The following is a 26109-nucleotide window of genomic DNA, read 5'->3' as shown; positions in this document are numbered from 1 at the left end:
CGAAGGTAGAATAATGCAGGAGCAATTATCGAGAGCGAAGCAGGATGCCAGAGCCGAGAATAACTATTAGCTCAAACCCCACTACTTGCCTACAACGTTTTGAATTCCCGCTGAATGGTCAAACTTTTCATGCAATTGGTATTACTCTACGGGAGTTTGGTGCCTGCTACCACTTAATGTTACTGCTGGAGTGTTTGCTGTAATGGCGACCTGTGTTCGATTAACTAAGTTCTTCGATGTTGGGGAAATTGCAAGGTTTTCAGACCAAGTTGCTCCTTGCGCCATAGGAATAGGCTGAGGTAAGTTTTTCACTAGTGTTGTTGCATCAAGCTCAGGAATTATCTCATTAATAACAAAGGCAGCTCTATTTTGCAGCGTATCATCGCCAATTCTTCCCCTTTGTCCCCAATCAACTTTAATTGTATCTGCAGAAATTACTTCTGGTTTATCGGTTATACCTACATCCCTTTGAATACCGAGTCTATGGCTCATCATCGCTTCTTCAAATAGCATCGCTGCATCTTCTCTGCGTGTAGAGTATGCGTAGTAATCAGGTGCAGTATCAGCTGCAAAAAAACTACTGATATCACTTGGTGTGTATGACTTTTGCTGATTGGTTGCCGACTCACCTCTAAAACTGACATTTGCCAAGCTCGCCATTTCAGTGCTGTTTAATGGGTATTTAGCTGTTAACTGATCTGAAACAAGCAACTGATGACTATTTCTTGTTTCATAATCATCCAATAGTGTCGGACCCTCTAGGTCATCATGAATACTGCGAGGGAAAAAATCATTGGCGTGGGCGAGTTCGAGATAGAGCAGGGACGCTAAGTCTGGCTGCATCTCTGCTGCTGTACGGTTAACGCGGGTGCTACGTGGGGTAATATAAGAAGTATATTGGTTATTCTTCACATAGCGCCATGGCATAAGAAACTGTAATTCATTGCCGAAACCACTGCGATAATCTGGCGCTTCATTGATGGAATCCCTCTCTTCTGCAAGCAACCACAAGTCGTTAGGATCAAGGTAGATGGCACCTGTAGCGACCCAGTAGAATGAGGGCCGAACATCGTAGCTAATAACAATCGCCGTTACTGATTGAAGCAAGGTTGCAAAGTCGCTATCCGGATCTAAGTTATCCAGAAAATACTCGAAGTTTTCTCCCATCCATTGGTGTGAAACTAAAAGCCTATCAAGAATCTGTTGCTTACCGCCGTTTGCCTCCTGACCGATAAGTGGCAATTGCTCTATCGTACAAGTTTGCTCTAATTGATTAGAGTAAACACAATCACGTAATACCGACCTATAAGGTGATTGACCTTGATAACTGAATGTCCTAGCGAGTGGAGAGTCGAAATATTGGGAGGTAATTGCAGCTTCTTTGGTGATGAGTATATGTACGTCATCAGAGCTTTGATGGCCATTGACTGTTGCTGATGCTCTTAAAATAGTAAAAGTATCTTGCTCTACTTCTGGTGCGGTAAATAGCGGGTTTTCTAAATTTGAAAGGTCAACATTTATGTCAGGCCCAGCTGCTAAACACCAACTGATATCTCCTGGTACCGCTGATGGGGGGGTATCGATTCTAAAACTAACGCCAGACCCCATTGTTACCTAATGATCAACTCGTATTGCTAATGGGTTTGTTTGGCCTTCAACAACGTCAATCGCTGTAATAGCACTATATGAATTATTTTCACTTATAGCCGTGAGCTCAAATTCATAGCGACCACCTGTTGGAGCGGTAAAAGCAAGCATAGGGCTATGAGTCGATTTTAATATTAGTGATTCCCCTGATTTTTGGGACCAACTAAAGGCGTAATTTGAACTATCAGCATTGTTTATGCTTGCTGCTATTACTGCGGGTTGCAACGATTGATAACTTGGCTCTGTATAAAAGCTTATGTTAGATGAACTCGATACTTTCTCGAGGTTTGATTGCACTTCACAACGCGCAAGTACATCGGTGGCAGGAGGGATAATTAAATCATTATCGGCACTGTCGCTACTTCCACGACATGCGGTAAGTGAGAATATACTTAGTAATATTAGTTGATTTTTGCGTAACATTGCCCGACCTCAAATCTTTCTTGTTATTATTGTTTTGCTATTAATTTAATATAGCATGCAGGTTGTTTCTTCAACATATTTGTCTGTTATACCAATCAGTATAAAGATTTGACCGCTCAGCGAGAATTTAGTGGCTTTGGGGTAAGGTCATTAAATGCTCCTGCATTAATGATATTCACCACATCCATGTGGTTAGCAATGAATGATGAGCATAGTTAAACTAGGTTCAAGTTCATTAACGCAGCATCAGAGCCGCTAAAACTCGCCTGTAAGGAGTGTTTTGGCTTCCTACTTCTGCGTTGAATAAACTTATAAGGGAACAACCATGGTGTCATTTATCCGCCTTGAATTAGTTCGCCAGAAACACTCTGCTAAGCCGCTAGAACAGTAGTTCAACTATTGGTATATATAGGCTGACGAGCATCTCTTTTATCGTGCAATAAGAGTGAACAAGGTACTTTTGACAGGGAGTAAAGGAGAAGGGGAGATTTGCCAAATAGAAAGGCTGGCAGATACCAGCCTATAATTGCTGTCGATTACTTTTTCTTTTTCTTTAGTCCAAGCCCTAATTCGCGGCCTCGGGTGCGAGCGTAAAATGGAAAACCAATCAATAACACGCCTATTAGCAAGGATTCGATAACAGCGAAAGCTAAGTTAGTCTCTGTAACATATACCAATGTAAGCGCGTGCAGCATGTATAAACATAAAATAAAACTTGCCCAAGCATAAGTATAAGGTTTTCCTGTTAATATCCCTTTTAAAGGCAGCAACAGTGGGATTAACCATAACAGGCTAAAAAGCATCGAGTATTCACCAGATACACCTTGCTGAATAAACCAGTAGCTCAGCATAACGACCAAAAGCAGATACCCAATACGGCATAGTTTAAAAAGGGTGGATGACTCCATTTACTTGCTCTCTTATAAAATGGTTAGTACGTTTTCTGGTGGGCGACCGATTGCAGCTTTATCATTTGCCAATACAATTGGACGCTCTATTAATTTAGGTGTATTAACCATAGCTTGAATTAACTGTGCGTCAGTGACATTTATATCTGCTAAATTTTGCTGCTTGTATTCATCTTCTTTCACTCGCATCATCTCTCTTGGCGTCACCCCAAGCTTTGATTGAATGCTGCTGATTTCAGTGGCTGAAAGTGGCGTTTTCAAATACTCAATGATAGTAATCTCGCAGCCTTGTTCTTCAAGTAATGCAAGAGTTTGTCTGCTTTTTGAGCATCTAGGATTGTGAATAATGCTTACGTTAGTCATAGTTATTTTATGCTTCTGCTAATTGTGCCAGTATCATACTTTAAATGGTGACGTGAGTCACATTTACTGCAGTGATTCCATTGCCCTATCTGCTTGCCTAAATTGTCTGATCCTTGCTTCTATCCGTGCTAATTGCAGTGGGTTCTCTTTGGACTGTTTATAAGCAAAATTCAGCTGATCAATGGCGGTCTTATAATCAGCCGAAAGTGCTAAAGATTCAGCTTTCACAAAGTGTTCCATCGCTTTGTTGCCATTCTTTCTATAGGCTTCTGTCAGCAGAAAATAAGCAAGTTGATCTTGTTTGTTGAGGAAAATAAGATCTTCAAGTAGTGGTATCGCTTTTTCGGTTTGATCATTCTCAATATAAACGTTGGCCAAGTTGGTGTTAACAACGCTTGAGGTCGGTTTTATTTTCTGCTGGTTCAATAACAGAGCAATAGCAGATTTGTAATCACCTTTTTGGGTTAATAGATCGGTTTTGGTATCTATAAAGAACAAATTATTGGGTTCTTTAGCCAGTAATTCATCAATGATTTCTTCTGATTCTTCAAATTTATCCATTCTAAAATAGGCAAGGGCTTTGCCGTACTCAGCTGCGCTTCTAAACGTATATCGATGATGCTTCAACTGTTTCTCAAACATCGATAATACCGCGGCCTCGCTGTAGCCTGAGAACCTAACTTGGATCCGCGCTTTTGCCAATTGGAAGTTCAAATTGTCTGGTACATGACGTAATGGATATTGTTGTGCTCTAATTCTTGCTTCAGAAATTCGCGACTCTGGTAATGGGTGAGTCAACAACATTTGTGGTGGCTTGGTAGTGAATCTGTAGCGCGAAGCGAGTTTACCAAAGAAATTTGCTGCGCCATTGGGATCAAAGCCTGCATCAACCAATATTTGCATGCCGATTCGGTCTGCTTCTTTTTCATGCATTCGGGTGTAGTTGATTTTAGCCTGAGTAGACAATGCTTGCGTAGTTGCGAGTGCTGCCATACCCGCTTGTGGTGATGCTATTGTAAGTAGAATAGCGCCAAGCATGCCGGCAATTGTAGCAGTTGAGCTTTTCTGCTGTGCTTCTAAAGATCGCGCTAAGTGACGTTGAGTAACGTGAGTAATTTCGTGTCCAAGTACAGAAGCGAGTTCACTTTCAGTATCAGCATTTAAAAATAAACCAGTATGTACGCCGACGTGACCGCCAAAAAATGCAAATGCGTTGATCTCATCGTTTCGAAGTAAGAAAAAGTAGAAAGGCGTTTTAACACCCGTTGCATGGGCAACGAGTTTATTACCTAGCTCGGTTAAATACTGATTCAACACTGGATCATTGAGCATCGGCGCCGATGACCTAATAACGCGCATATACGCGTCACCATACTCGGTCTCTTTTTCTAAACTGAATGTATTGACTGCCGCTGTACCTAAATCAGGAAGGTCGTTATTGGCGTAGGTAACAGGTGAGGCTGCTAAGGTGAAGGCCAATGTTCCTGCAATAATAGATTTCGAAAAAGTTAATTTGCTCAAGCGGATCCTTAAATTGGGCTATGCTTTTCTTGTTGTAAGGCCACAATGCTTGCTTGTGGTTTGCACTGCTTATTAGGATAATAGCCTTAGATTGTTTATAGCAAGTTGATTATGATTATTATTGATTTAACAGCCTTTCGCTGTCCATTGCCACTCGTAAAAGTTAAATTAGCTTTAAAGCAGATCGACACCGGCGAAAAGCTAAGGGTTTTGTTATCAGACCCCGGTTCTAGGCAAGATGTTCCCCGTTTTTTAAAAAAAGTCGGTTATCATCACCAAATAATACAATCGAAAGAGTCTGTTTTAGCACTTGAGATCACTAAGTAAAGTGACTTTAAACTGTTTTACATTTTAGATGTAGAACATCTTTTTTATCGACAGTAGTACAAAACACTCACTGTCGCATTAGGATAAATGAATGTTAACAATCTTAAGTCGTTGGTACAAAGAACGTTTTAGTGATCCCCAAGCTGTAACTTTAGTGCTTATTCTTGCTGGTTTAGCACTCGCTATCTATTTCGCAGGAGGTTTACTAGCACCGTTATTAGTCGCGCTAGTGCTCGCTTTTTTATTGGAGTGGCCAGTTGCCCAGATGGCGCGTATTGGGATTAACCGTACAACGGCCGCTTCGTTAGTGTTAATTCTATTCATCGGTTTGATGTTATTGATTAGTTTTGGTTTGATCCCAAGTCTTTGGAAGCAGGGTGTTAGCCTTATAGGTGATTTGCCAAGCATGATAGATAAAGGGTTATTTACAGCGCAGCAGTTTATTAATCAATATCCGCAGTTCGTTAATCCAACACAGTTAGACACCATGGTCGCAGAGCTGAAAAAAATGCTTGATACTCAGCACTTACTGGATATCGGTAAGCAATTACTCGGTTATTCAGCTTCATTGTTAGTGCTAATGGTATACGCAATTTTAGTTCCGCTTTTGGTGTTCTTCTTCTTAAAAGATAAAGATGAACTACTTCGGGCGAGCAAGCGTTTTTTCCCTTCCAATCGAGATTTAGCACGCAAAGTTTGGAACGAAATGCATCAGCAGATCTTTAACTATATTCGTGGAAAGATCATCGAAATAGTAATCATAGGTGTCGTCAGTTATGCCTTCTTTGCGGTGATGGATCTAAGGTACGCAGCGCTGCTTGGGGTATTAACGGGACTGTCAGTGTTGATCCCTTATGTTGGGGCTACGCTTGTGACACTGCCGATTGCATTAGTCGCATTTTTCCAATGGGGGATCAGTTCAGAGTTTGGTTACTTGATGATCGGCTACGGTATTATCCAAGCCTTGGACGGTAACTTACTCGTGCCTATACTCTTTTCAGATGCCGTTGATTTGCACCCAGTATTTATTATCGCCGCAGTATTGGTGTTTGGAGGACTGTGGGGCGTATGGGGCGTTTTCTTTGCCATTCCTTTAGCATCTTTAGTAAAAGCGGTAATTAACGCATGGCCAGTTCATGGTGCTGCGGTAGAAGAAACAGCCAAAGCAGAGCCTTTGGCTAAATAAGTTGGTCGCCATATCGATAAACATAAAGGGGCTGATGCCCCTTTTTATTCAGGGTTTATGAGTAGGTGGCGTGCAGTGGCTGCCAAGGAGCGATAAACGATGGTTGTTTGTTTAGCTTTGATGTTCCAATGTTGCCAGTAAAGGGGCACCTGCATTCGTTTTCCTGGGAATACTTCAATTAAGTCTCCACTCTCCAATAAAGGCCTTGCTTGTAGATGAGCCACCAAACCATAACCTAATCCCATTGTTATCGCTTCGAGAAAACTTTCTGACGAAGGTATCTTATGTTCTCGTGTACTTCCCTCATTGATGCCAAAATAGAAATTAAGAAACTTATCGTGAAGCTTATCTTTGGTGGAAAAGACCACCGCTGGTGCAGTAAGTATGGAATCTGGCTGCTGAGGTAATTGAGCAAAGTGGTGGGTTATAAACTCTGGCGTCGCCACACACATGTATTCCATGTTGCCAAGGTATTCGCTACTGCAGCCCGCCATTGGAGATTGACTGGTGGTAACACAGCCAACAGCGTCGCCACTTTTTAGCAAATGATGCGTATAGGCTTCATCATCAACCACTAGTTCTAATAACCATTTGTGACGTTTAAAAACTTCAGTCAACGCCGGTAAAAACCAAGTCGCCAAACTATCGGCGTTGACGGCGATACGCACAATCGTCGGCAGCGAAGGGTCATCAACATTCATTTCAGTGCGCAGTTCACTCTCAAGTAATTGCACTTGAGCATAATGCCTCAGCAGTCGCTTTCCCATTTCCGTAGCATAAACAGGGGAGGCTCGAACGACTAAAGCTTGTCCTACCTTGTCTTCGAGCTGTTTTATCCGCTGTGAGACTGCTGACTGGCTAATGTAGAGGTGTTTAGCTGCTTTATCAAAACCTCCTTGTGAAACCACTATCGATAATGCTTTTAGGTGGGCGTAATCAAACATTGGTGACAATACACTCTGTTATAAGTTTAACTTATGATACATAAATTAAATTAGTTGTACTTATTTTTATTTGAAGAATATTCTGCACGCTAATTCGTCGTCTTCATATTTTAGGTAATATCATGCAAACAGCATTCATTCAGGGAATGGCAATCGGTGGTAGTCTCATCATGGCGGTTGGGGCACAAAACGCATTTGTACTAAAACAGGGGTTGAAGCAATCACACTCGTTGCCGATTGCCGCACTGTGCTCTTTTATTGATGCCATTATGATTACTGCAGGTGTTGCTGGGCTAGGGCATCTTATACTTGCTTTTCCGCTGATCAAAGATATCGCCAGTTTTGGTGGGGCTATTTTTCTGTTTATATATGGTTATGGCGCACTGAAATCGTCTTTTACTGAGCAAAAAATGGAAGGCGAGCAAGAGTTGGCTGCTGATAGTCTCAAAAAAGCTGTCATTACAACATTAGCAATTAGCTTTCTTAATCCACACTTGTATTTAGATACGGTGGTTTTGCTTGGAAGCATTAGTGTGCAGTTTGAAGGCACTGCCAAGCAATGGTTTGGCGCTGGAGCAGTGTTAGCATCATTCGTATGGTTTTTCAGTTTAAGTATCGGTGCTCGTTACCTAAGCCCTATATTTCAGAAACCTAAGGCGTGGTGCTACCTCGACAGATTTATCTGCCTGACAATGTGGTCTATTGCTTTAGCCTTATTATATCCTTACTTATAAATTAATAAAAAGGAGCCATCAAGGCTCCTTTTTACTCCGTGACTGTTGTTTACTCGGCTAAATAGGCGAGCACCACTTCATGGTGATCTTTGGTTTTAAATTTATTGAACACGTGGGCAATATTACCATCTTGTCCCACGAGGAAACTTAGACGGTGAATACCGTCGTAAATTTTACCCATAAATTTCTTCTCCCCCCAAACACCAAATGCATCGGCTATTGCATGGTCTTCGTCGCTTAGAAGTGAGAAGTTGAGCGACTGCTTATCTGAGAACTTCTTAAGCTTTGCGACTGGATCTGGGCTAATTCCAAATACGGTAACAGATAGGTCATTAAGTTGTGGCTGACTATCTCTTAAGCCACAGGCTTGCACTGTGCACCCAGGTGTTGACGCTTTTGGGTAAAAATAAACCAACACTGGGCCTGACTGTAATGCTTTTGATAAGCTGATTGCCTCATCATTTTGATTTTGTAGAGTAAACTCCGGCGCTTTATCGCCTACTGTTAAGGTATGCATATCCTTTCCTTATAACGTTAGCTGTCTATGCCTTGCATATGCTCCAAGGTACACTCGAGTGACAATTCTTTCGCGAGTTCATGAATACTGACTTCAAGCTTTTCAAGATCGACTTTCTCAGGGACATTTATGGTCAATGAGATGTTTTGAGTCGGTTCGCCAGTGTCGTCTTCTTCTGCGTGGGACTTTACCGCCCCTAAATCTAATGAACGATCGGCAAGAAATTGAGTGATTTTCTTCATGGTTCCACGTTGATCAAAACCACTGAAGTTAACTTCTAAGCGAGAAATGTAATTTTTCGGTGTATGTTTAGCTGTCCGTTTCATGACTGTCATCAGTTCTAGCTCAACACTTAAGCTAGGTAAGGTTGATTCCATCTTGGTGATAGAAGGCCATGAGCCAGATAACATCATAATTAAAGTGAATTCATTGCCGAACAACGCCATACGACTGTCGACTATGTCACAGTCGCACTCACTTGCTAGTCGAGCGAATTTACTCACAATACCTGGACGGTCGGCCCCCATTGCAGTAACGACCAAGTGGTTGGACATTTAATACCCCATTTTTATATTAGTTAGCCCAAAAAAACAGCAGTTTCATGGTGCTTTTTTTTCATGGTCAGCAATGCTATCACATGTTGCTCTATTTGCGATCCTTGTCGTAGTTACAAATTCAGATATTTAATATGTTTCAAGTTGATAATTAATCTGAAACGAGTTGCGTACTAGTGCTTGTCTTTAACTGATTCCATCAGTACCATAGCCAGTCCTGAACCCTTGGGGAATACACATGATAAACGGAAGCATCGTTGCCTTAATCACACCAATGAATAGTGATGGCACAGTAGATAATAAGAGTCTTGAGAATTTAGTTGAGTACCATATCGCCCAAGGTACCGATGGCATCGTTGCAGTTGGCACTACTGGTGAGTCAGCAACTCTGCCTGCAAAAGAGCATATTCAAGTCGTCCAACAGACGGTAAGTTTCGCCGCTGGCCGCATTCCAATTATTGGTGGTAATGGAGCCAATGCTACCGCAGAAGCGATAGAGCTAACAAAAGGTCTTTCTAGTGTTGGTGTTGAAGCCATGCTGGGCGTGACGCCATATTATAACAAACCATCTCCTAAAGGCTTGGTTGCACATTACAAAGCGGTAGCGCAAAGCACTGATATTCCTCAGATATTGTACAACGTACCCGGCCGCACCTCGGTTGATATGTTACCTGAAACGGTAGCAGAGCTAGCAAGCGTTAGTAACATTATTGGTGTAAAGGAAGCCACTGGCGATCTTTCTCGTGTAAGTAAACTTCGAAGTTTGTGCGGCGACGATTTTTTACTTTACAGTGGTGATGACGCTACAGCGCGCGAATTTTTAACTTTGGGTGGCAACGGTATCATTTCGGTTGCTAACAACATCGTCCCTAAAGCATTTAAAGCGATGTGTGATGCCGCACTTGCTGGCAATACTGAAGAAGCGATTGCTGTTGAAAAGTCGATGCAAAGTTTGTTCAGCGCTTTATTTTGTGAAGCTAACCCGATCCCTGTAAAATGGGCTGCTCATCAAATGGGACTTATCAGTAAAGGAGAAATTCGTTTACCTTTAACTGAACTTTCTAGTGAGTTTCATGGTCTGTTGCTAGAAGCAATGAAAAATGCCCGAATTGAGGTTTAATAATAAATGCTAAAGCAAGTATCACCATTAATACTGATTGCGGCTGTAACAGCGTGCAGTACACCAATTGATAGAAGGCAAGCGAATGATGTTGATCAGCAATATCAAGATCTAGCATCAGCGCCTAAACTGGTTATTCCTGATGGACTTAACCAACCGACATACAGTAAAGAATATGACATCCCTGAGGTTGGCGCTAAAGTTGATAAGACATTAGTCGGCAGCAACTTAGATATTCGTCCTCCGCTGCAAGTATTGCCTATGGCGGCGGGAACGCGTGTCGAAGAGGGTGATGACAATATCAAAATTATGGTTGAGTCGATTGATAATGATTCTGACCTAAAGCAAGAGATTTTTGATGTCTTAAAAGAGTACTTTGCAAGTGAGTCAGTTCAGATCCGTGCTGAAGACTATGAAGCTGGCACCTTTGAGACTGATTGGATTGAAAGCTCTGAAGTGGTTGAGTCTAGCTTATGGGGGAGTGACAAAGTTTACCTGTTGCGCCAACGCTATAAGTATGACGTTGATATTCGTCCACATGGCCGTAGCGGTAGCGTGACAATCAGTTTGATTGAGCACGAAGAGTCATATGACGGTGAGCAACAGGAGATTTTGCTTAGCGGAGAAGATAAGCGTCGTTATACGATTGATATCTTGAATGATTCTATTAGTTATATGAGTATTAAACGTGCCCAAGCTATGAAAGCTAAGCGTCTAAAGCAAAGTCTTGGTATTGACGTAGACTTGATCTCTGAGCAAGACGAACCAGCTTACTGGCTAGCCAATGCTAAGTTCAAGCGTACGTGGGATCGTTTACGTATCGTTTTACCTGAAATGGGCTTCGAAATTGTAGATATGGACAGTAACAAAGGTCTACTTTATATCAACGTGGTTGATGATTCAGGGTTTTGGAGCTCTTTATGGGGTGAGAAAAAACTGAGTTTAGATGAAGGCTCTTACCGTATTGAGCTCAAAGATGATAGCGCTGACGATAAAACACAGATCCACCTACTTGGTGCTGATAATCAACCATTAGAAAGCGAAGTTGTTATCGCCGTCTATGAAGGTTTCTCAGAGCTAATGGAAGAAGATCGTAAAGTCCGTTAGTCGATAACTGTTGCAACGAAAGGAGCCTATATGGCTCCTTTTTTATTGCCTTTTTAATAGCACTAGCGTGATAACTACTTTTCTACGGTGTAATGCTTGATTGGCTCTTATTAATACCAATTGCATTAAGTATTTGACCAATTCAGAGCCCCTCAGCCTTTTCAATTCAAAGCGCATTGGTAAAGAAATGGTTATTCCCTTTTAAGCCAATGCAAAGCAGAAGTGGAAAGACTGAGGGGCTCACGTAGTGCGGGTTTCAAAACGCTGTATGCTTCGCTATGAGATTTGGATATACGACTAAATGGATTTAGGAGGTAGAGCGAAGCAGGATGCCAGAGCCGAGAATAACTATTAGCTCAAATTCCACTACTTGCCTACAGCGTTTTGAATTCCCGCTGAATGGTCAAACTTTTAATGCAATTGGTATAAGATGAACCAAACGTTTATGCGTGTTAGGTTTTGTTTGTGAACAGCTAAAACTACTAGAGAGGTAAAACGTTGTATTATTGACTCGATTAAGCGATAAATTACTATAATATGCTGCCTATAAGTATGTGAATGAAGTGTGTTATTTGTAAGAAAAGGTAAAACGTATTGAAGCTTGGTTTTAGCTAGGTAAACTACCCCTAATTGAATAACGCAGTTTGTTAGGGAAGTCATGAAAAAAATAACAATAATTATACTAATTGCATTAGCTGCCGCCTTTGGTTACCAATATCTTAAAACTGATAATGTAACCAAAGCCAAAAAATCGAGGCCTACGCCCAATGTTGTTGTAGCGAAAGCCGCTATTCAACCGATTCGTGATGAAGTTGAAGCGTTAGGAACCAGCAAAGCAAACGAGTCGATTACCGTTACCCCAAAAGTCTCTGAAGTGGTTACCAAGGTTAATTTTGACGATGGTGACTTAGTTGAGAAGGGGCGCTTACTGGTACAGTTACAAGATAGTGAGCAAAAAGCACGTGTTACCGTTGCTAAGGTAAAAGTCAAAGATCATCAACGAGAGTTAGATCGAATACGGACTCTCGTCACGAGCCAAACGATTGCAGAGCTTGAAAGAGATAGACTGCAAACTCTTATCGACACCGCTAAAGCTGAATTAGTACAATCTCAATCTGCGCTTAGTGATAGGCGCATTAGTGCACCATTTTCGGGTGCGTTAGGTTTGCGTCAAGTGAGCGTGGGGGCGTTGGTGACGCCCGGTAAAGCAATTACGACTTTAGATGACATATCAGTAATCAAGCTAGATTTCTCAGTACCTGAGCGCTTCTTGCAATCGTTAGCGATCGGAAAGACGGTCGAAGCAAGCGCTGTAGCCTTCGATGGTGAAATGTTCATTGGCAAAGTGACATCTATCGATAGCCGCATTAACCCACAAACCCGCGCCGTGATTGTTCGAGCAGAGATCCCCAACCCGAAACATCGTTTGCTACCCGGTATGTTGATGAAGGTAAAACTTATCAAACAAAGCCGAGAAGCCCTTATTCTGCCTGAATCGGCCATTATACCTGTACAGGATAGGCACTATGTTTATCTGGTTAATGAGGAAGGTGTGGTTGAACAAAAACAAGTGACGCTTGGATTACGTAAACGCGGCTGGGTTGAAATTTTAGACGGCATTGAACTTGATGAGCAAGTCGTTATCAGAGGGATCCTAAAGGTTAGACCTGGTGATGCCGTTAAAGTAACGTTTAGCGAAAGATTTAGTTTTCTTAAACAAGCAAGTGTGGAGCCAGTAGCATGATCTTAACTGATATTTCGGTTAAGCGGCCGGTTTTCGCTTCGGTTATCAGTATCCTGTTAATCGTCTTTGGTCTTGTAGCATTTGAGAAGTTACCGCTGCGAGAATATCCAAATATTGACCCTCCAGTGGTTTCCATTCAAACCAATTATCGCGGCGCAAGTGCTGCGGTAGTTGAAAGCCGTATCACTCAGCTTGTAGAGGATCGAATAAGTGGTGTAGAGGGCATTAAACATATTAGTTCCTCAAGCAGTGATGGTCGCTCACGGGTTACCCTAGAATTTGATGTTGGCCGAGATATTGAGGCTGCGGCAAACGATGTACGCGATAGAGTTTCTGGTTTATTGAATAATTTACCGGAAGAAGCTGAACCACCAGAAGTGCAAAAGGCCAACGGTGGTGATGAAGTCATTATGTGGCTAAACCTAGTCTCTGATCAGATGAACACGTTGCAACTAACGGATTATGCAAGGCGCTACTTGGTTGATCGCTTTTCAGTGATTGATGGTGTGGCGAATATGCGACTCGGTGGCGGTAAAGTTTATGCCATGCGTGTGTGGATCGACAGACAAGCACTCGCTGCACGTAATCTTACAGTGGCTGATATTGAAAAAGCACTTCGCTCTGAGAACGTAGAACTACCTGCCGGTAGCGTTGAATCAAAGGAGCGTCATTTTACCGTAAGGCTTGAAAGAAGTTTTAGAACTTCGGACGATTTTGCTAATTTGGTGCTGGCTGAAGGAGACGATGGTTATCTCATTAAACTTGGTGATGTAGCAAAAGTAGAGATTGGTTCTGAAGAGGAACGTATTACCTTTAGAGGAAATCGTGAGGCGATGATTGGACTAGGTGTTTCTAAGCAATCAACAGCCAATACACTGGATGTAGCCAGAGCTGCCAATGAGCTGGTTGATCAAATCAATCCAACATTACCCGCGGGCATGGAGATTAAGCGCTCATACGACAGTTCTGTGTTTATTGAGGCATCCGTCAAAGAAGTTTACCAAACTCTGTTTATTGCGATGTTTTTGGTTATCGTGGTGATCTATCTGTTTTTGGGCAGCGTTCGGGCGATGTTGATCCCTGCGTTAACGGTACCCGTGTCGTTAATGGCGACATTTATCGTACTTTATGCATTGGGTTATACCATTAATTTGCTAACACTTCTGGCAATGATTTTAGCCATTGGTATGGTGGTTGATGATGCGATTGTAGTTTTAGAGAATATTCACCGTCGTATTGAGGAGGGGGATTCTCCTCTTAAAGCCGCATTTTTAGGAGCAAGAGAAGTCGCTTTTGCGGTTGTCGCTACAACGTTAGTGCTGGTAGCGGTATTTATGCCGATCACCTTCTTAGAAGGCGATTTGGGTAAACTGTTCAAAGAGTTTGCGGTTGCCATGAGTGCGGCGGTTATCTTTTCTAGTATCGTTGCATTAACGCTTAGTCCGATGATGTGCTCTAAAGTGTTAAAGCCTGCTGGGCAGTCGCCATGGTTGGTTAGAAAAATAGACAGCGGTATGGATAAACTGTCTGCGGGATACCGAGCGTGGCTTCGAAAGGCAATGTCACACCCATTGTTAGTTTCATCGCTGATTCTTATCGCTTTGGTCAGTAGTGCATACCTTGCTAAAGAAGTGCCGCAAGAGTTTGCTCCAAGAGAGGATAGGGGGTCGATGTTCCTGATCGTCAATGGCCCTCAAGGTGCAAGTTTCGAATACATCGAATCTTACATGGACGAGATTGAAAACAGGCTGATGCCGTTAGTTGAAGCCGGTGAGATTAAGCGATTACTTATCCGAGCACCACGTGGTTTTGGTCGTAGTTCAAACTTTTCTAATGGGATGGCGATTATTGTATTGGAAGATTGGGCGGTTAGACGCAGTGCATTTGAGATCATCGGCGATATACGTGGTCGCTTGTCAGATCTCGCTGGTGTGCGAGCGTTCCCGGTGATGCGGCAAGCATTTGGTCGTGGAGTTGGTAAACCTGTACAGTTTGTTTTAGGCGGCCCAAGTTATGATGAATTAGCTCGCTGGCGCGATACTATTCTTGAAAAGGCTAAAGAGAATCCAAATCTCGTTGGGTTAGATCATGACTACAAAGAGACTAAGCCACAACTCAGAGTGGTAATAGATAAAGACAGAGCATCAGATCTGGGCGTGTCTATCTCACACATTGGCCGCACGCTAGAGTCGATGTTAGGTTCTCGATTAGTAACGACCTTTATGCGTGACGGTGAAGAGTACGACGTCATTATTGAAGGTAATCGAGAAAATCAAAATACAGCAACCGATCTAGAAAATATCTATGTGCGTTCAGATCGTACTCAGGAGCTTATTCCATTATCTAACCTTGTTAGTGTGGAAGAGTTTGCCGATGCAAGTCAGTTAAACCGTTATAACCGCATGCGAGCCATTACCATTGAGGCGAATCTTGCCGACGGCTATAGTTTGGGTGAGGCGCTTGATTACCTCAATGATTTAACGCATGAGTACCTGCCTGCTGAGGCGATAGTGAGCTATAAAGGCCAATCGTTAGATTATCAAGACTCAGGCAATTCGATGTACTTTGTGTTTATCTTAGCGCTAGGTATCGTATTCTTGGTATTGGCAGCCCAGTTTGAAAGCTATGTGCATCCGGTGGTCATAATGCTTACGGTTCCACTAGCCACTTTAGGCGCTTTAATCGGACTATGGGCAACAGGTCAAAGCCTAAACATTTACAGCCAAATAGGGATCATTATGCTAGTTGGTCTTGCTGCCAAAAATGGTATTTTGATTGTTGAATTTGCTAACCAGCTACGTGATAAAGGCGTAGAGTTTAAAGATGCAATTATCCAAGCTTCAAGTCAGCGACTACGCCCTATTTTAATGACAGGGATCACAACCGCTGCAGGCGCTATTCCTTTAGTGATGGCACAAGGGGCTGGCGCGGAAACCCGCTTTGTTATTGGTGTTGTGGTGTTGTCAGGTATTAGCTTAGCGACATTTTTTACCTTGTTTGTTATTCCAGTGGCTTACTCATTACTGGCTAAGAACTCTGGTTCACCTGAATTGGTAGCGCAGCAGCTTGAGAAAGAGTTAGCCGACTGATAGCTCGTTAATTCAGCAGTTATCGAGAAAAGACAGTATAGGAAACTATATTGTCTTTTTCTTTACTATGAACACCACAGTGTAACTTTCTAAATCTGAGTAAAGCGATTTAATGGTAATCAAGCGTGCTAGCCAGTGCGTGCGTATTCAGTTCTCAATATAGACCCAATAGTTATCGTAAGCATTTAGCAAACCACGACGTTATTTTGCGAGTTGTTGCTGATACCTGTCGCCAACTACCGGCAATCTTAATTATCTATATACTAAATTTTTAGACCTATTCTTTGAGCAGTTTCTCTTTATCTGAAATTCAGCATATTTCATCTTTACCGATTACTTTTGAGCATTTTGTATTTTGATATCGCTCATTACTAGAAATTGATTGTTTGCATCTTCGATGCTGAACTTCTTAAAGAAGGAACAGGCTGTTTGTTATTAGTTAATAATAATTTAGCTATTTAACATTGGCAATCAGGTATCCACGTCCAGTGACCTGATGAACCCCTTAAGTTTTGAATTCGTCGGGATATCGTTTATCTACGTATGTAACATCTTTTATTTCTGGTTTATTTTAGTCCTTGAAGTAACTACTGTTCTATAAATTACCAGTTTCACAGTTAAGAACTAATGTCTGTTTTATCTTTTTGTATTTTAATGTTAATAATATTCATGTGCATTTAGTGTTGTAAGTCTATTACACTACGCCGAATTTTATAAACTGTATAAAGGAATATACGTTGAACTTAATATTAGCAACTTCGATTTTGATAGGAGGGTTAGTTGCAGGCATTCCTCCTGCTGTAGCTCTTTCCGCTGGTGGTGGAGATGAAGAGATTCATACGCCTTCAGCCAATGACTATGCACATTTAGGCTTAAATGACAAAAGCACGGTAACTTCAGAAACCACTGACTTACTAGGTGAACGAATTGACTTAAACAGTGGGTCGGTTAGCTTTGTCCATACAGATGTATCTATACCTGGGAATAACAAGATCCCTGTGGCTATCACTCGTAAGTTTAAAGGCGGATTTTTGGGCTCGCGGGAAAAAACAGCATTAGCAGACTGGGCGTTAGATATCCCTCATGTCCGCACTACTGAAATAATAAGCTCAAGTATGTCTGGTCCATGGGGACGTGACAAAGAATGTAGTGAAGAGCGTGAACGTGATATTCATTACGGAAATGGTACGTTCAGCTCTACAGAGTATTTTAATGGCGAATTTCTCCATGTGCCTAATCAAGTCTCAGAGCAGCTCGTCTACACAGGCTCGGGGGACGGATACCCTAAAGGAACACTGTCAAATTGGCGCGTAAGTTGTAAAGCTAATACTACTGCCTCAGGCGAAATGTATGTGGTTGAGTCCCCAAAAGGTTTGACCTATACATTTAATGAAAAAGTGCTAGCGTCAGGGCGTGTAATTAGAAATAACACTGGCAGTGTTGTGTCCTATACAGTTTATCTCTATGTTAGCCAAATTGAGGACCGTTTTGGTAACATGGTCAATTATCATTATGAGGATGTGAAAACTGGCTTAGCGAGTACCCGCAAGTTTCTCAGGAAGATATCTTCGAGTGACGGCCGTTTAATTACGTTACATTATGACTTAGCGTCACCGAATAACCATTTAGTCACGAGGGTGGTCGCTAATGGCCGCACTTGGCATTATAACTATGAAGGTGCTGGCTTTTCTACACGGCTCGAAACAGTTGTCTTGCCTGATAAACAGTTATGGCACTTTGCCTTTACTGGGCTAGATAATCCTGTAGATTTAGCTAACTGTGATGTAGTTACCGGTTCTGGGGTGGGTATTTCAATTACACACCCTAATGGGCTTCGTGGACAGTATAGTCTCGCAATGAGAAGGCATGGGTCAACCAATACTGTTAAGGTTTATAACTCGCACAAGAATATACATTATACTAAAAAGTGTAGGCTCAATAGGGCTGTAGTCGCCAAAACAATTTCCGGGAATAACTTGCCCACTTTAAGATGGTCTTATGAATATTCGCAAAATGATGGTGCCTACAAACAAGATAAAATTTATAATTATCATAAAATAAGTTCACCTTATCCCGCAGAGTATATCAATAACGTGGATTACAAACGAACTACTGTGTCTTCTCCTGATGGTTCCAAAACCATGTATTATCATAATCGTGACTACAGCAGTGTTCTTGATGGTAAGTTAGTAGTAACTGAATTTTACGATACAGACGGTAGTAGTTTACTTAAGCGAGTTATCAATACATACAAGCAAGGCCCTTTTGTCGGTTCGGTTGGGACACCATTCGTTAACACTAAGCCAAAAACGACTCGAGCATTATTGAACAAAAGAACGGTTGAGTTAATTCAAGCGGGCATTAAACAAAAGTACTATACCGACTTTTCTAGCTTTAACGCCTACGGCTTGGCAGAAGAAACCAAAGAATATAATTCTTTTAATCAGGAAGTTCGCTACACCAAGCAAGGGTATTATCACGATACCCAGCATTACTTATTAAATTTGCCAACAACGACGCATGTAAGTAGTGATAGCACTTTTAGTAGCAGTGAACTAGTCGCCCAACAAACGTATCATACGGCAGCCGCATATAAATCTTTGCCTTCTGAGAGCTTTACATTTGGTAAGTGGTATAAACGCAATGAAAGCTACTATACCAGCGGTACGCAAGCAGGGCTCCCAAAACGGACTCGCTTTAACGCCAGCATTGAACCAGATGGAACAGGAAGTGTTGGTAATAGCTGGTCTGAATCCGGTAATTATCACCGTGGTATCGCACAAGTAACAACCAAGCCTCAAAGCCTGTCAACCGCAACGCTGACCAGTAAAAAAGTTGTGGATAATAATGGCTGGGTGACCAAAATTACAGATCCCAAAGGGCAAACTGTCGACTATAAGTATGATAGCTTAGGTCGAATTATAAAAGTTAGCCCCGCTAATGGAGGTTGGAGTAAAACATCGATTAGTTACACTGCAGCGGTTGGGGGAGAAGAGGGGCTTATCTCTAAAGGTGGGGTTATAAAAGTCACCGAGAAAGGTAACTGGCGAAATACAACTTATTACGATGGCTTGCAACGTCCTATATTAAACAAGGTCGGCGCTGTGGGGGATTCATCCTCTTCTATCTATGTACGTAAAACCTTTGACTCATATGGTAAAGTTACGTTTGAATCACAACCAAGCTCGGCGGCATTGAACTCAAAAGGAAGCGTCTTAACCTATGATGCTCTAGGTCGGCTAACTCAGGCTCTCCGTAAAAGTGACAACGCAGTCACCCAAATCAAGTACCTAAGTGGTAATCGTAAACAAGTCACTGACGCTAAAGGTAATGTGACCACCACAACTTATCAAGCATTTGGTAGCCCGAGCTATAGTAAGCCGACGCTGATTGAAGCGCCAGACAGCAGCGATACTCGCATTAGTTACAACAAGTTTGGCCAAGTCACTTCAATCTCCCAAGGTGGTGTGACTGAAAAACGCTTATACGATGCTTATCAGCAATTATGTAAGACTTACCGCCCAGAAACAGGCGTAACCGCCTATGGTTATAACGCCCAGCGTCAGCCTATTTGGCGTGCTGAGGGGACTAGTGGTGGCAGCAGCAGTTGCGCAGCGTCTGCAGTTCCCGCTTCGCATAAAGTACTGTTAGCCTATGACAACCTTGGACAACTAAAAACCGAAAACTTTCCCGATAGCACCCCTGATAACCACTATCGTTATGACGCCAATGGTAACTTAACCAAGCTCACATCGGGCAGCGGCAGCAGTGCTATTGTCTGGGACTACCAATACAACTCACTCAACTTGGTTGAAAAAGAAACCTTAGCTATTGATGGCAAGAGCTTTGTGCTGGACTGGGGATATAACGCATTAGGTGCCATTTCCTCACTGAAGTACCCTTCAGGTGAGACCGTTAGTTATGCACCAAACGCCCTCGGACAAGCAACCAAGGCGGCAATAACGGCTTATCAGTATGCCAGTGACCTCACTTATCATCCCAACGGGCAACTCAAGCGTTTACGTTACGGCAACGGTATTGAGCGCAATATCGCGCTCGACAGCACAGGCCGGATTGACGAGATAAATGATAAAATAGGCAGCAGCTACCAGTTACGCCTGGACCCTCGCTACGATAAAAACGACAACGTCACCGGGGTCATCGACTGGGTAAGCCGCGTTAACGACATCGACAATATGCACTATGACGGTGTTGATCGCCTTGAAAGCGCCGACGGTAGGTGGGGAGCGGGCAGTTATAGCTACGATGGTTTAGGCAATATCCTCAGTCGTAGTATCAATGGTTCCAGCATTAATTATCATTACAACAGCTTAAATCGCCTTAACAATATTACTGGCGCCTATCGTTACAGTTACGGTTATGACACCCGTGGTAACGTCAAACACAACGGCCGCTACGGCTTAACCTTTAATCGCGCTAATCAGGTGAGCGCCGCCAAAGATAATAGTTATCGCTATGATGGCCATAATCGACGGGTGAAGCAGACCACACCTAAAGGGGTTAGCTACAGCGTTTATAGCCAAGGCGGCACTCTACTGCATCGCACCAAGCCAAGTGGCAGCAAGGTAGACAGTGTGTATGTGAACTCAGCATTGATTGCTGAAGTTGAAATCGATTAAAGGAGGCTGTGTCATGAATGGATTAAAATGGATTAAACGCTGTTTATATGCAGTGGCACTGCTGTTGCTCACCGTGAGTAGCTTGTCATTTGCGGGTGAACAAGGTAACAACGGCAGACCGGAAGGTCCAGGGAGTTGTCAACCAGGACGTGACGAGCCAGGCTGTGATTGTCAACCTGGGCGTGGTGAACCTGGTTGTGATGAGCAAGAGCGTCCACCGAGTACACCAAGGTTAATGTTGGCCAGCAGTGACAGCGATGGGACGTTTACCGTTTCTTGGTCTGGACAAAACCCAAGTATTCATTATGAGTTGCACGGGGAATCTAAAGCGCCGCTGTATTCTGGTCGAGCGTTATCAATTACTCGGACTAAAGGAAATGGTAGTTACAGCTATAAAGTAAGAGCTTGTAATGGACGGATATGCTCCGGGTATTCGGCAATACAAACAATCCGTGTGGCGATCGCTTTGCCAACTCCGGCAACTCCATCACTCAGCCTTGCCAGCAGTGATCCTGATGGCAACTACCGTGTAAGTTGGAGCGCTGTCGCCAATGCTACTCGTTATCAATTGAGTGGTGAGTCTAACAGTAGTTTATATTCAGGCAGTGCATTATCGCTGGCTCGAAGTCAAAGTGCTGGCAGCTATAGTTATAAGGTAAGAGCCTGCAATGGCAGTGCCTGCAGTGCATATTCACCCATAAAGACGATACAGGTGAGTGGCTCCTTACCGAGCAACTACAAGGTCACTTATCAACATACCGATATGCTCGGCACGCCAGTGATGGAAACGGATGCCGAAGGTAAGGTGGTCAGTCGCAGTGTGTATGAACCGTTTGGTAAACGCCTTGGCGGTGAGAAAGCGGGCATAGGTTATACTGGGCATCTGCAAGATACCGATCTTGGGCTGACGTATATGCAGGCACGATACTATGATCCACTTATCGGGCGTTTTTATTCCAATGATCCTGTTAATGCTACGGGGCATATTGGTCGTGGAAACCCTGTTCATGGCTTCAACCGTTATACTTACGCTAATAACAATCCTTACAAATATGTAGATCCTGATGGTGAGTTCGCCTTTTTGATACCATTAGTCGGAGCGGTTATTGGTGGTTATACAGCTTTTAATCAAGCAAAGAGTATGGGAGCTGATAATTCAGAGGCTATGGTTGCAGGTGTCGCTGGTGCGTTTGTAGGGGCGCTATCAGGAGGTACAATTGGAACGGCGGCTGGATTTGGTGTTAAGATCGCAGCACAGCAAGCTGTTAAACAGAGTGTAGTCAAGACTGCTTCAAAAGTCGTTGGTTCAGGGGTCTCTGGCGGCGCATCTGGATCTCTGACCCAAGCAGTAGCTGATGCCAGTGGAGATATTTCGAATGGGGAGGTGCCAAGTGTGGATATGAGCAAAGTGATAGCTAAAGGTATAGAAGGGGCTGCTGTAGGGCTTGCAGCTGGCATACCTGCTGCTGTAGCCGGTCCTTCTATTGCAACGGATGTAGTTGGTACAGCTATAGCTGTATCAATGGAAAAGGAAATAAACAAATAGTGGACACTTTAATCACTAAATATTTCTATCAAGTATGCGGAGCACTTTTAGTCACACTTAGCGTATCCATTTGCTTTTTTCTAGTGTTAAAAATATCTCCTCCTAATGAAAGTATGCTGAAGGAGATCAATGGCCCAATTGATAAGATAGAATATACCGATAATCAATTTATAATTTCTATTGGTTCATTAAGTTTGACTTATGAAAAATGGAATGGAGATATCACAAATGTCACCAAATTTCTTAGTAAAAAAATTAATGACAATGTGGATTTATTAGTCTATTTTGACCAATCTGATAGCGGAAAGATCTACTCAGTTCACGTTGGGAAAGTACCAGTTAGGACATTGAAATCAGTACTCGAACATAGGCGTAACCTAATCGCATCAATAGTGATGATATCAATCTTATGTATATTGTTGGGGCTGGCTGGCATATCTTTTGGTGGGAGAATTGCTGAAATGAACAAAAGCATTATGTAGTAGAACATTAAGCTTTAATCTGTGATTTATTACAGTTCTTCCTAGACATCAAAAGTTAAATTAGAATCCAAAGCCCCGTAAGGGGCTTTATTTTTGACTACTTTTAAGCCACTTTGAGTTAAAACAGAAACTTCGCACTCTATTCACCGTAAGGTCTGGATTGGCAGTTTTATGTTTCTACACCTGCCGAAACGCTTTGGAATAGTCTGCCAGTTTACTTTGGATCTCATGCTGACTTTGTTCGGAATGCCTGCCGAAAGTGATTGGATTTTGCAAATGTAGAGTCTATTGAAATCAGCATATGATCCAATTTTCACCAGCACAGATCCAATTAAAATCAGCATAAATAAGAAATACATAGACACCCATAGTTAATGGCGTCAATCGCGACCTCCTACTATGCTTGCTTTGAGCATTTAACAAGGAGGTTGCATGCCGAGGCCAAGACGAACCCTTATTAGTATTGAAGACACCCCCTATTACCACTGTTGTAGCCGTGTTGTTCGGCGTGCCTTTTTGTGTGGTGATGATAAATACACAGGTAAAAACTATGACCACCGCAGAGGCTGGGTTGAGGAGCAACTACTTAAGTTAACCGAAGCATTTGCCATTGACGTTGCGGCATACGCTGTAATGAGTAACCATTTGCATGTGGTGCTTTATATTGATTTAGATACCGTGAACAGCTGGTCAGATAGAAAGGTTGTCGAGCAATGGCATAAACTGTTCAATGGCACAGCGCTGACGCAAAAATTTGTTAAAGGTGAAGTGATTGAAGAGTGCATGGTCGCACAACTTAAACAGCTTATCGCGACTTACCGCTCACGTCTAAGTGACTTAAGTTGGTTCATGCGGTGCTTGAATGAACCTATCGCGAGGCAAGCCAATATTGAGGATAATTGTACAGGGCATTTCTGGGAAGGGAGATTCAAGTCTCAGGCGTTGTTGGATGAGGCTGCAGTGCTTGCCTGTATGGCCTATGTAGAGCTCAACCCTATTCGTGCCAAGATGGCGAATACACCGGAGAAATCTAATTTTACGAGTATCAAATTAAGAATCGAAGCTGCACTAAAAGGCGAGCAGCCCAAGTCACTCTTGCCCTTTATTGGTAACGAAAGAGTCAATCAGCCTAAAGGCATTGCATTCTCGCTAAAAGACTATTTAATCCTAGTCGATGAAACGGGAAGGGTTATTCGTGATGATAAGCGTGGGGCTATCTCTTCAAGTGCAGAAACCATTTTGAATCGACTCAATATACCATCAACGAACTGGGTTAAAATCGTCACGGAGTTTGGGCATTTATTTCATGGTCCGGTTGGTACGCTGCAGGAGCTTAATCGTTATTGTGAGCACTTAAGTAAACGACGACGGCACTTTTCCAACAGTTGTCAATTTATGCAAGGCAGCTAATTTAAAGCAGTACCTTTTGCCACCTTTTCCTCTATATTCCCGATAGAGTTAGCTAGTTACGTCTTCGAGCACATTGTTTTGGCTTCATTCATCAATTTTACCTTTTGTTCTTCCGCAATAAGCATTGAAAGTACTTTTGTAGAAGTAGGGCAAGATAGTGTCAGTTGATATTAAGAGGGAAGCTGGCTATGTTATTGATTTATAGTGGCTGGCAATAGAGATTACTATCGGGCGTTTTTATTCCAATGATCCGGTTGGGTACACTGCTGCAAATCCTGTAATGTCGTTTAATAGATATATGTATGTGAATAATAATCCATACAAATATAACGATCCTAATGGCGAGTTTTTAAACTTTATAGTTGGCGCTGTGGCGGGAGCTGCGTTGGATGCAGCAGTACAATACGCGACTACTGGTGAAGTAGATTTTGGAGAAGTGGCTGTTGCCGCTGGAGCCGCTAGTGTAGGTGTTGTTAAAAATATAGGTAAAGTCTCAAAGTTATTTAACAAGGGGCCTAAACCTAAACCCGGTTCTAAAGGTGGTCCCGGAGCAGGTAAAAACTTCTCAGAAAAAACTAAAGAAGCAGCTAGACAAGAATCGGGAAATAAGTGTGTATTTTGCGGGAAAAAAACAATTAGATCGAAAACATCTCACCCAGACAGATGGTAAGCCCCTAGTTTTCTAGACACTTTCTAAGTTCTCATAATACTGCTTTTCAAAATTCATTGGAGACAGTCCGTTATTACTACCATGATGCCGCACTGGATTGTAGAAATATTCGATATAGTTAAATATTTCAGCACGCGCTTCATCTCTGGTTTTGTAGACTTTTCGCTTAATCCTGTCTTTTTTCAGTAATGAGAAAAAGCTTTCAGCAACTGCATTATCATGACAGTTTCCTCTTCGACTCATACTCGCTTCCAGGTTGTGCTCTTTAAGAAAGCTGCGCCAATCAGAGCAAGTATATTGCACGCCTTGATCGGAATGGATAAGCACCTTTTCTGTTGGAGTGCGTCTCCATACCGCCATCAGTAGCGCATCAATAACTAGGTCAGCTCTAGCTGTACTTTTCATTGTCCAACCGACAACTTGTCGAGAGAATAGATCGATAACAACAGTGAGATATAGCCAACCTTCATGAGTCCGAATATAGGTAAAGTCGGTCACCCAAACTTTATTGGGCTCAGCGATGTCAAACCCTCTATTTAACGTATTTGGTGCTGTATGACTAACATCGCCTCTGCCAAAACTTGGATTGCGCTTATAGCCACGTACAGCCTTAATATCAGCTGTTCTCATGATCCGATATACCCGATTTTTTCCAACAGCCTCACCATCATCTTTAAGGTCTAAAGTGATATTTCGGTAGCCATACACACAACCGCTTTCTAGCCAATACTGTTTAATTTTACCTAGTAGTCGCTTATCTTCAGTAGCTCTGCGACTCAGAGGCTCCTTAAGCCAGGCATAGAAGCCGCTGCGGTGAACGCCAAGTATTTCGCATAGGGTTTTTACTGGGTAGTGCTTGAGCCTAGACTTTATGAACGTGTACTTTTCTTTGACTCGCTTGCAAAGTACACGGCGGCCTCCTTTAGGATATTTCGCTCTTCGGTTACGCGACGTAGTTCAGCCTTGAGTTTACGTATTTCGTCTTGTTGATTATCAATGGTGATGTGTTGCTTTTCCGGCTTATCAAACTTATTAATCCAGTTGTGCAAACTTTTGGAAGTGACGCCTAATCTATCAGCAACATCTGCGATTTGATAACCACGCTCAGTGACTTGTTTAACAGCTTCTATTTTGAACTCATCTGGATATCGTTTTCCGCGCATGTAACACCTCATAT

General features: G+C 42.6%; 19 protein-coding genes and 1 pseudogene. 12 read left to right on the top strand and 8 right to left on the bottom strand.

What is annotated here, in order from left to right; genetic code table 11:
* Window positions 1-141 precede the first annotated feature (141 nt).
* The 4 genes and pseudogenes from SWP_RS12375 to bepA form a co-directional block, all read right to left on the bottom strand.
* Window positions 142-2070, bottom strand: a pseudogene (locus SWP_RS12375) (PKD domain-containing protein).
* Window positions 2071-2606: 536 nt separating this feature from the next.
* Window positions 2607-2978: a DUF2069 domain-containing protein gene (locus tag SWP_RS12370; RefSeq protein WP_020912828.1), complete on the bottom strand. Its 372-nt coding sequence runs from the start codon at window positions 2976-2978 to the stop codon at window positions 2607-2609.
* 12 nt (window positions 2979-2990) lie between these two features.
* Window positions 2991-3341: an arsenate reductase (glutaredoxin) gene (gene arsC / locus SWP_RS12365; RefSeq protein WP_020912827.1), complete on the bottom strand. Its 351-nt coding sequence runs from the start codon at window positions 3339-3341 to the stop codon at window positions 2991-2993.
* A gap of 63 nt (window positions 3342-3404) precedes the next feature.
* Window positions 3405-4862, bottom strand: coding sequence for a beta-barrel assembly-enhancing protease (gene bepA, locus SWP_RS12360; RefSeq protein WP_020912826.1), 1458 nt, complete (start codon window positions 4860-4862; stop codon window positions 3405-3407).
* 111 nt (window positions 4863-4973) lie between these two features.
* Between bepA and SWP_RS12355 the strand changes: the two genes are divergently transcribed.
* Together SWP_RS12355 and SWP_RS12350 are read left to right on the top strand one after the other, a co-directional pair.
* On the top strand, window positions 4974-5189 hold the full coding sequence (locus tag SWP_RS12355) for a sulfurtransferase TusA family protein (protein WP_044555895.1): 216 nt from the start codon (window positions 4974-4976) through the stop codon (window positions 5187-5189).
* Window positions 5190-5280: 91 nt separating this feature from the next.
* Complete coding sequence (locus SWP_RS12350) at window positions 5281-6375, top strand: AI-2E family transporter (protein WP_020912824.1); 1095 nt, start codon at window positions 5281-5283, stop codon at window positions 6373-6375.
* 44 nt (window positions 6376-6419) lie between these two features.
* On the opposite strand, the gene SWP_RS12345 is transcribed toward SWP_RS12350, so the two are convergent.
* Window positions 6420-7319 carry a LysR family transcriptional regulator ArgP gene (locus SWP_RS12345; protein WP_044555894.1) on the bottom strand — a complete coding sequence of 300 codons (900 nt, stop codon included), beginning with the start codon at window positions 7317-7319 and terminating at the stop codon, window positions 6420-6422.
* Window positions 7320-7441: 122 nt separating this feature from the next.
* On the opposite strand from SWP_RS12345, the gene SWP_RS12340 reads away from it, so the two are divergent.
* Entirely contained in the window at window positions 7442-8053 is a 612-nt protein-coding gene (locus SWP_RS12340) for a LysE/ArgO family amino acid transporter (RefSeq protein ID WP_044555893.1), read from the top strand.
* 49 nt (window positions 8054-8102) lie between these two features.
* Here the strand turns inward: SWP_RS12340 and bcp are convergent, their stop codons facing one another.
* Window positions 8103-8570, bottom strand: coding sequence for a thioredoxin-dependent thiol peroxidase (gene bcp / locus SWP_RS12335; protein ID WP_020912821.1), 468 nt, complete (start codon window positions 8568-8570; stop codon window positions 8103-8105).
* 17 nt (window positions 8571-8587) lie between these two features.
* Entirely contained in the window at window positions 8588-9124 is a 537-nt protein-coding gene (locus tag SWP_RS12330) for a glycine cleavage system transcriptional repressor (protein ID WP_020912820.1), read from the bottom strand.
* 238 nt (window positions 9125-9362) lie between these two features.
* Here SWP_RS12330 and dapA point away from each other — a divergent pair, with 238 nt between their 5' ends.
* From dapA to SWP_RS24450, 9 genes are all read left to right on the top strand, one after another.
* Window positions 9363-10244: a 4-hydroxy-tetrahydrodipicolinate synthase gene (dapA, locus tag SWP_RS12325; protein WP_020912819.1), complete on the top strand. Its 882-nt coding sequence runs from the start codon at window positions 9363-9365 to the stop codon at window positions 10242-10244.
* A 6-nt stretch (window positions 10245-10250) separates the two neighbouring features.
* Window positions 10251-11351 carry an outer membrane protein assembly factor BamC gene (gene bamC / locus SWP_RS12320; RefSeq protein WP_020912818.1) on the top strand — a complete coding sequence of 367 codons (1101 nt, stop codon included), beginning with the start codon at window positions 10251-10253 and terminating at the stop codon, window positions 11349-11351.
* A gap of 658 nt (window positions 11352-12009) precedes the next feature.
* Complete coding sequence (locus SWP_RS12315; protein WP_020912817.1) at window positions 12010-13095, top strand: efflux RND transporter periplasmic adaptor subunit; 1086 nt, start codon at window positions 12010-12012, stop codon at window positions 13093-13095.
* On the top strand, window positions 13092-16184 hold the full coding sequence (locus SWP_RS12310) for an efflux RND transporter permease subunit (RefSeq protein WP_020912816.1): 3093 nt from the start codon (window positions 13092-13094) through the stop codon (window positions 16182-16184). The genes SWP_RS12315 and SWP_RS12310 overlap by 4 nt, the downstream gene beginning before the upstream one ends.
* 737 nt (window positions 16185-16921) lie before the next feature.
* Window positions 16922-20824 carry an RHS repeat domain-containing protein gene (locus tag SWP_RS12305; protein WP_020912815.1) on the top strand — a complete coding sequence of 1301 codons (3903 nt, stop codon included), beginning with the start codon at window positions 16922-16924 and terminating at the stop codon, window positions 20822-20824.
* Between the two features lie 13 nt (window positions 20825-20837).
* Window positions 20838-22370, top strand: a complete 1533-nt coding sequence (locus tag SWP_RS24455) for an RHS repeat-associated core domain-containing protein (protein WP_020912814.1) — start codon at window positions 20838-20840, stop codon at window positions 22368-22370.
* Complete coding sequence (locus SWP_RS12295; protein ID WP_044555892.1) at window positions 22370-22852, top strand: hypothetical protein; 483 nt, start codon at window positions 22370-22372, stop codon at window positions 22850-22852. Before SWP_RS24455 ends, SWP_RS12295 begins: the two co-directional genes overlap by 1 nt.
* Window positions 22853-23284: 432 nt before the next feature.
* The gene (locus tag SWP_RS12290) at window positions 23285-24262 is read left to right on the top strand and encodes a hypothetical protein (protein WP_020912813.1); all 978 of its coding nucleotides are present in this window, start codon (window positions 23285-23287) and stop codon (window positions 24260-24262) included.
* Between the two features lie 208 nt (window positions 24263-24470).
* Window positions 24471-24932, top strand: a complete 462-nt coding sequence (locus SWP_RS24450; RefSeq protein ID WP_338057174.1) for an RHS repeat-associated core domain-containing protein — start codon at window positions 24471-24473, stop codon at window positions 24930-24932.
* Between the two features lie 12 nt (window positions 24933-24944).
* Here the strand turns inward: SWP_RS24450 and SWP_RS12280 are convergent.
* Window positions 24945-26095, bottom strand: a protein-coding gene (locus tag SWP_RS12280; RefSeq protein ID WP_143711153.1) for an IS3-like element ISSpi1 family transposase whose coding sequence is annotated in 2 segments (ribosomal slippage) — window positions 24945-25858 and window positions 25858-26095 — 1152 coding nt in all. Because the reading frame shifts where the segments join, the coding sequence is not laid out codon by codon here.
* Window positions 26096-26109 lie beyond the last annotated feature (14 nt).

The organism is Shewanella piezotolerans WP3, from assembly GCF_000014885.1.
GTDB lineage: Bacteria > Pseudomonadota > Gammaproteobacteria > Enterobacterales > Shewanellaceae > Shewanella > Shewanella piezotolerans.
This window is presented reverse-complemented; position numbering and strand designations above follow the sequence as displayed.

Coding starts and splice junctions, on each gene's coding strand:
- SWP_RS12370 (WP_020912828.1), bottom strand. CDS start 2,978: ATGGAGTCATCCACCCTTTTTAAACTATGCCGTATTGGGTATCTGCTT.
- SWP_RS12350 (WP_020912824.1), top strand. CDS start 5,281: ATGTTAACAATCTTAAGTCGTTGGTACAAAGAACGTTTTAGTGATCCC.
- SWP_RS12290 (WP_020912813.1), top strand. CDS start 23,285: ATGCCGAGGCCAAGACGAACCCTTATTAGTATTGAAGACACCCCCTAT.
- SWP_RS24455 (WP_020912814.1), top strand. CDS start 20,838: ATGAATGGATTAAAATGGATTAAACGCTGTTTATATGCAGTGGCACTG.
- SWP_RS12355 (WP_044555895.1), top strand. CDS start 4,974: ATGATTATTATTGATTTAACAGCCTTTCGCTGTCCATTGCCACTCGTA.
- bcp (WP_020912821.1), bottom strand. CDS start 8,570: ATGCATACCTTAACAGTAGGCGATAAAGCGCCGGAGTTTACTCTACAA.
- bamC (WP_020912818.1), top strand. CDS start 10,251: ATGCTAAAGCAAGTATCACCATTAATACTGATTGCGGCTGTAACAGCG.
- SWP_RS12330 (WP_020912820.1), bottom strand. CDS start 9,124: ATGTCCAACCACTTGGTCGTTACTGCAATGGGGGCCGACCGTCCAGGT.
- arsC (WP_020912827.1), bottom strand. CDS start 3,341: ATGACTAACGTAAGCATTATTCACAATCCTAGATGCTCAAAAAGCAGA.
- SWP_RS12345 (WP_044555894.1), bottom strand. CDS start 7,319: ATGTTTGATTACGCCCACCTAAAAGCATTATCGATAGTGGTTTCACAA.
- SWP_RS12315 (WP_020912817.1), top strand. CDS start 12,010: ATGAAAAAAATAACAATAATTATACTAATTGCATTAGCTGCCGCCTTT.
- SWP_RS12340 (WP_044555893.1), top strand. CDS start 7,442: ATGCAAACAGCATTCATTCAGGGAATGGCAATCGGTGGTAGTCTCATC.
- dapA (WP_020912819.1), top strand. CDS start 9,363: ATGATAAACGGAAGCATCGTTGCCTTAATCACACCAATGAATAGTGAT.
- SWP_RS12310 (WP_020912816.1), top strand. CDS start 13,092: ATGATCTTAACTGATATTTCGGTTAAGCGGCCGGTTTTCGCTTCGGTT.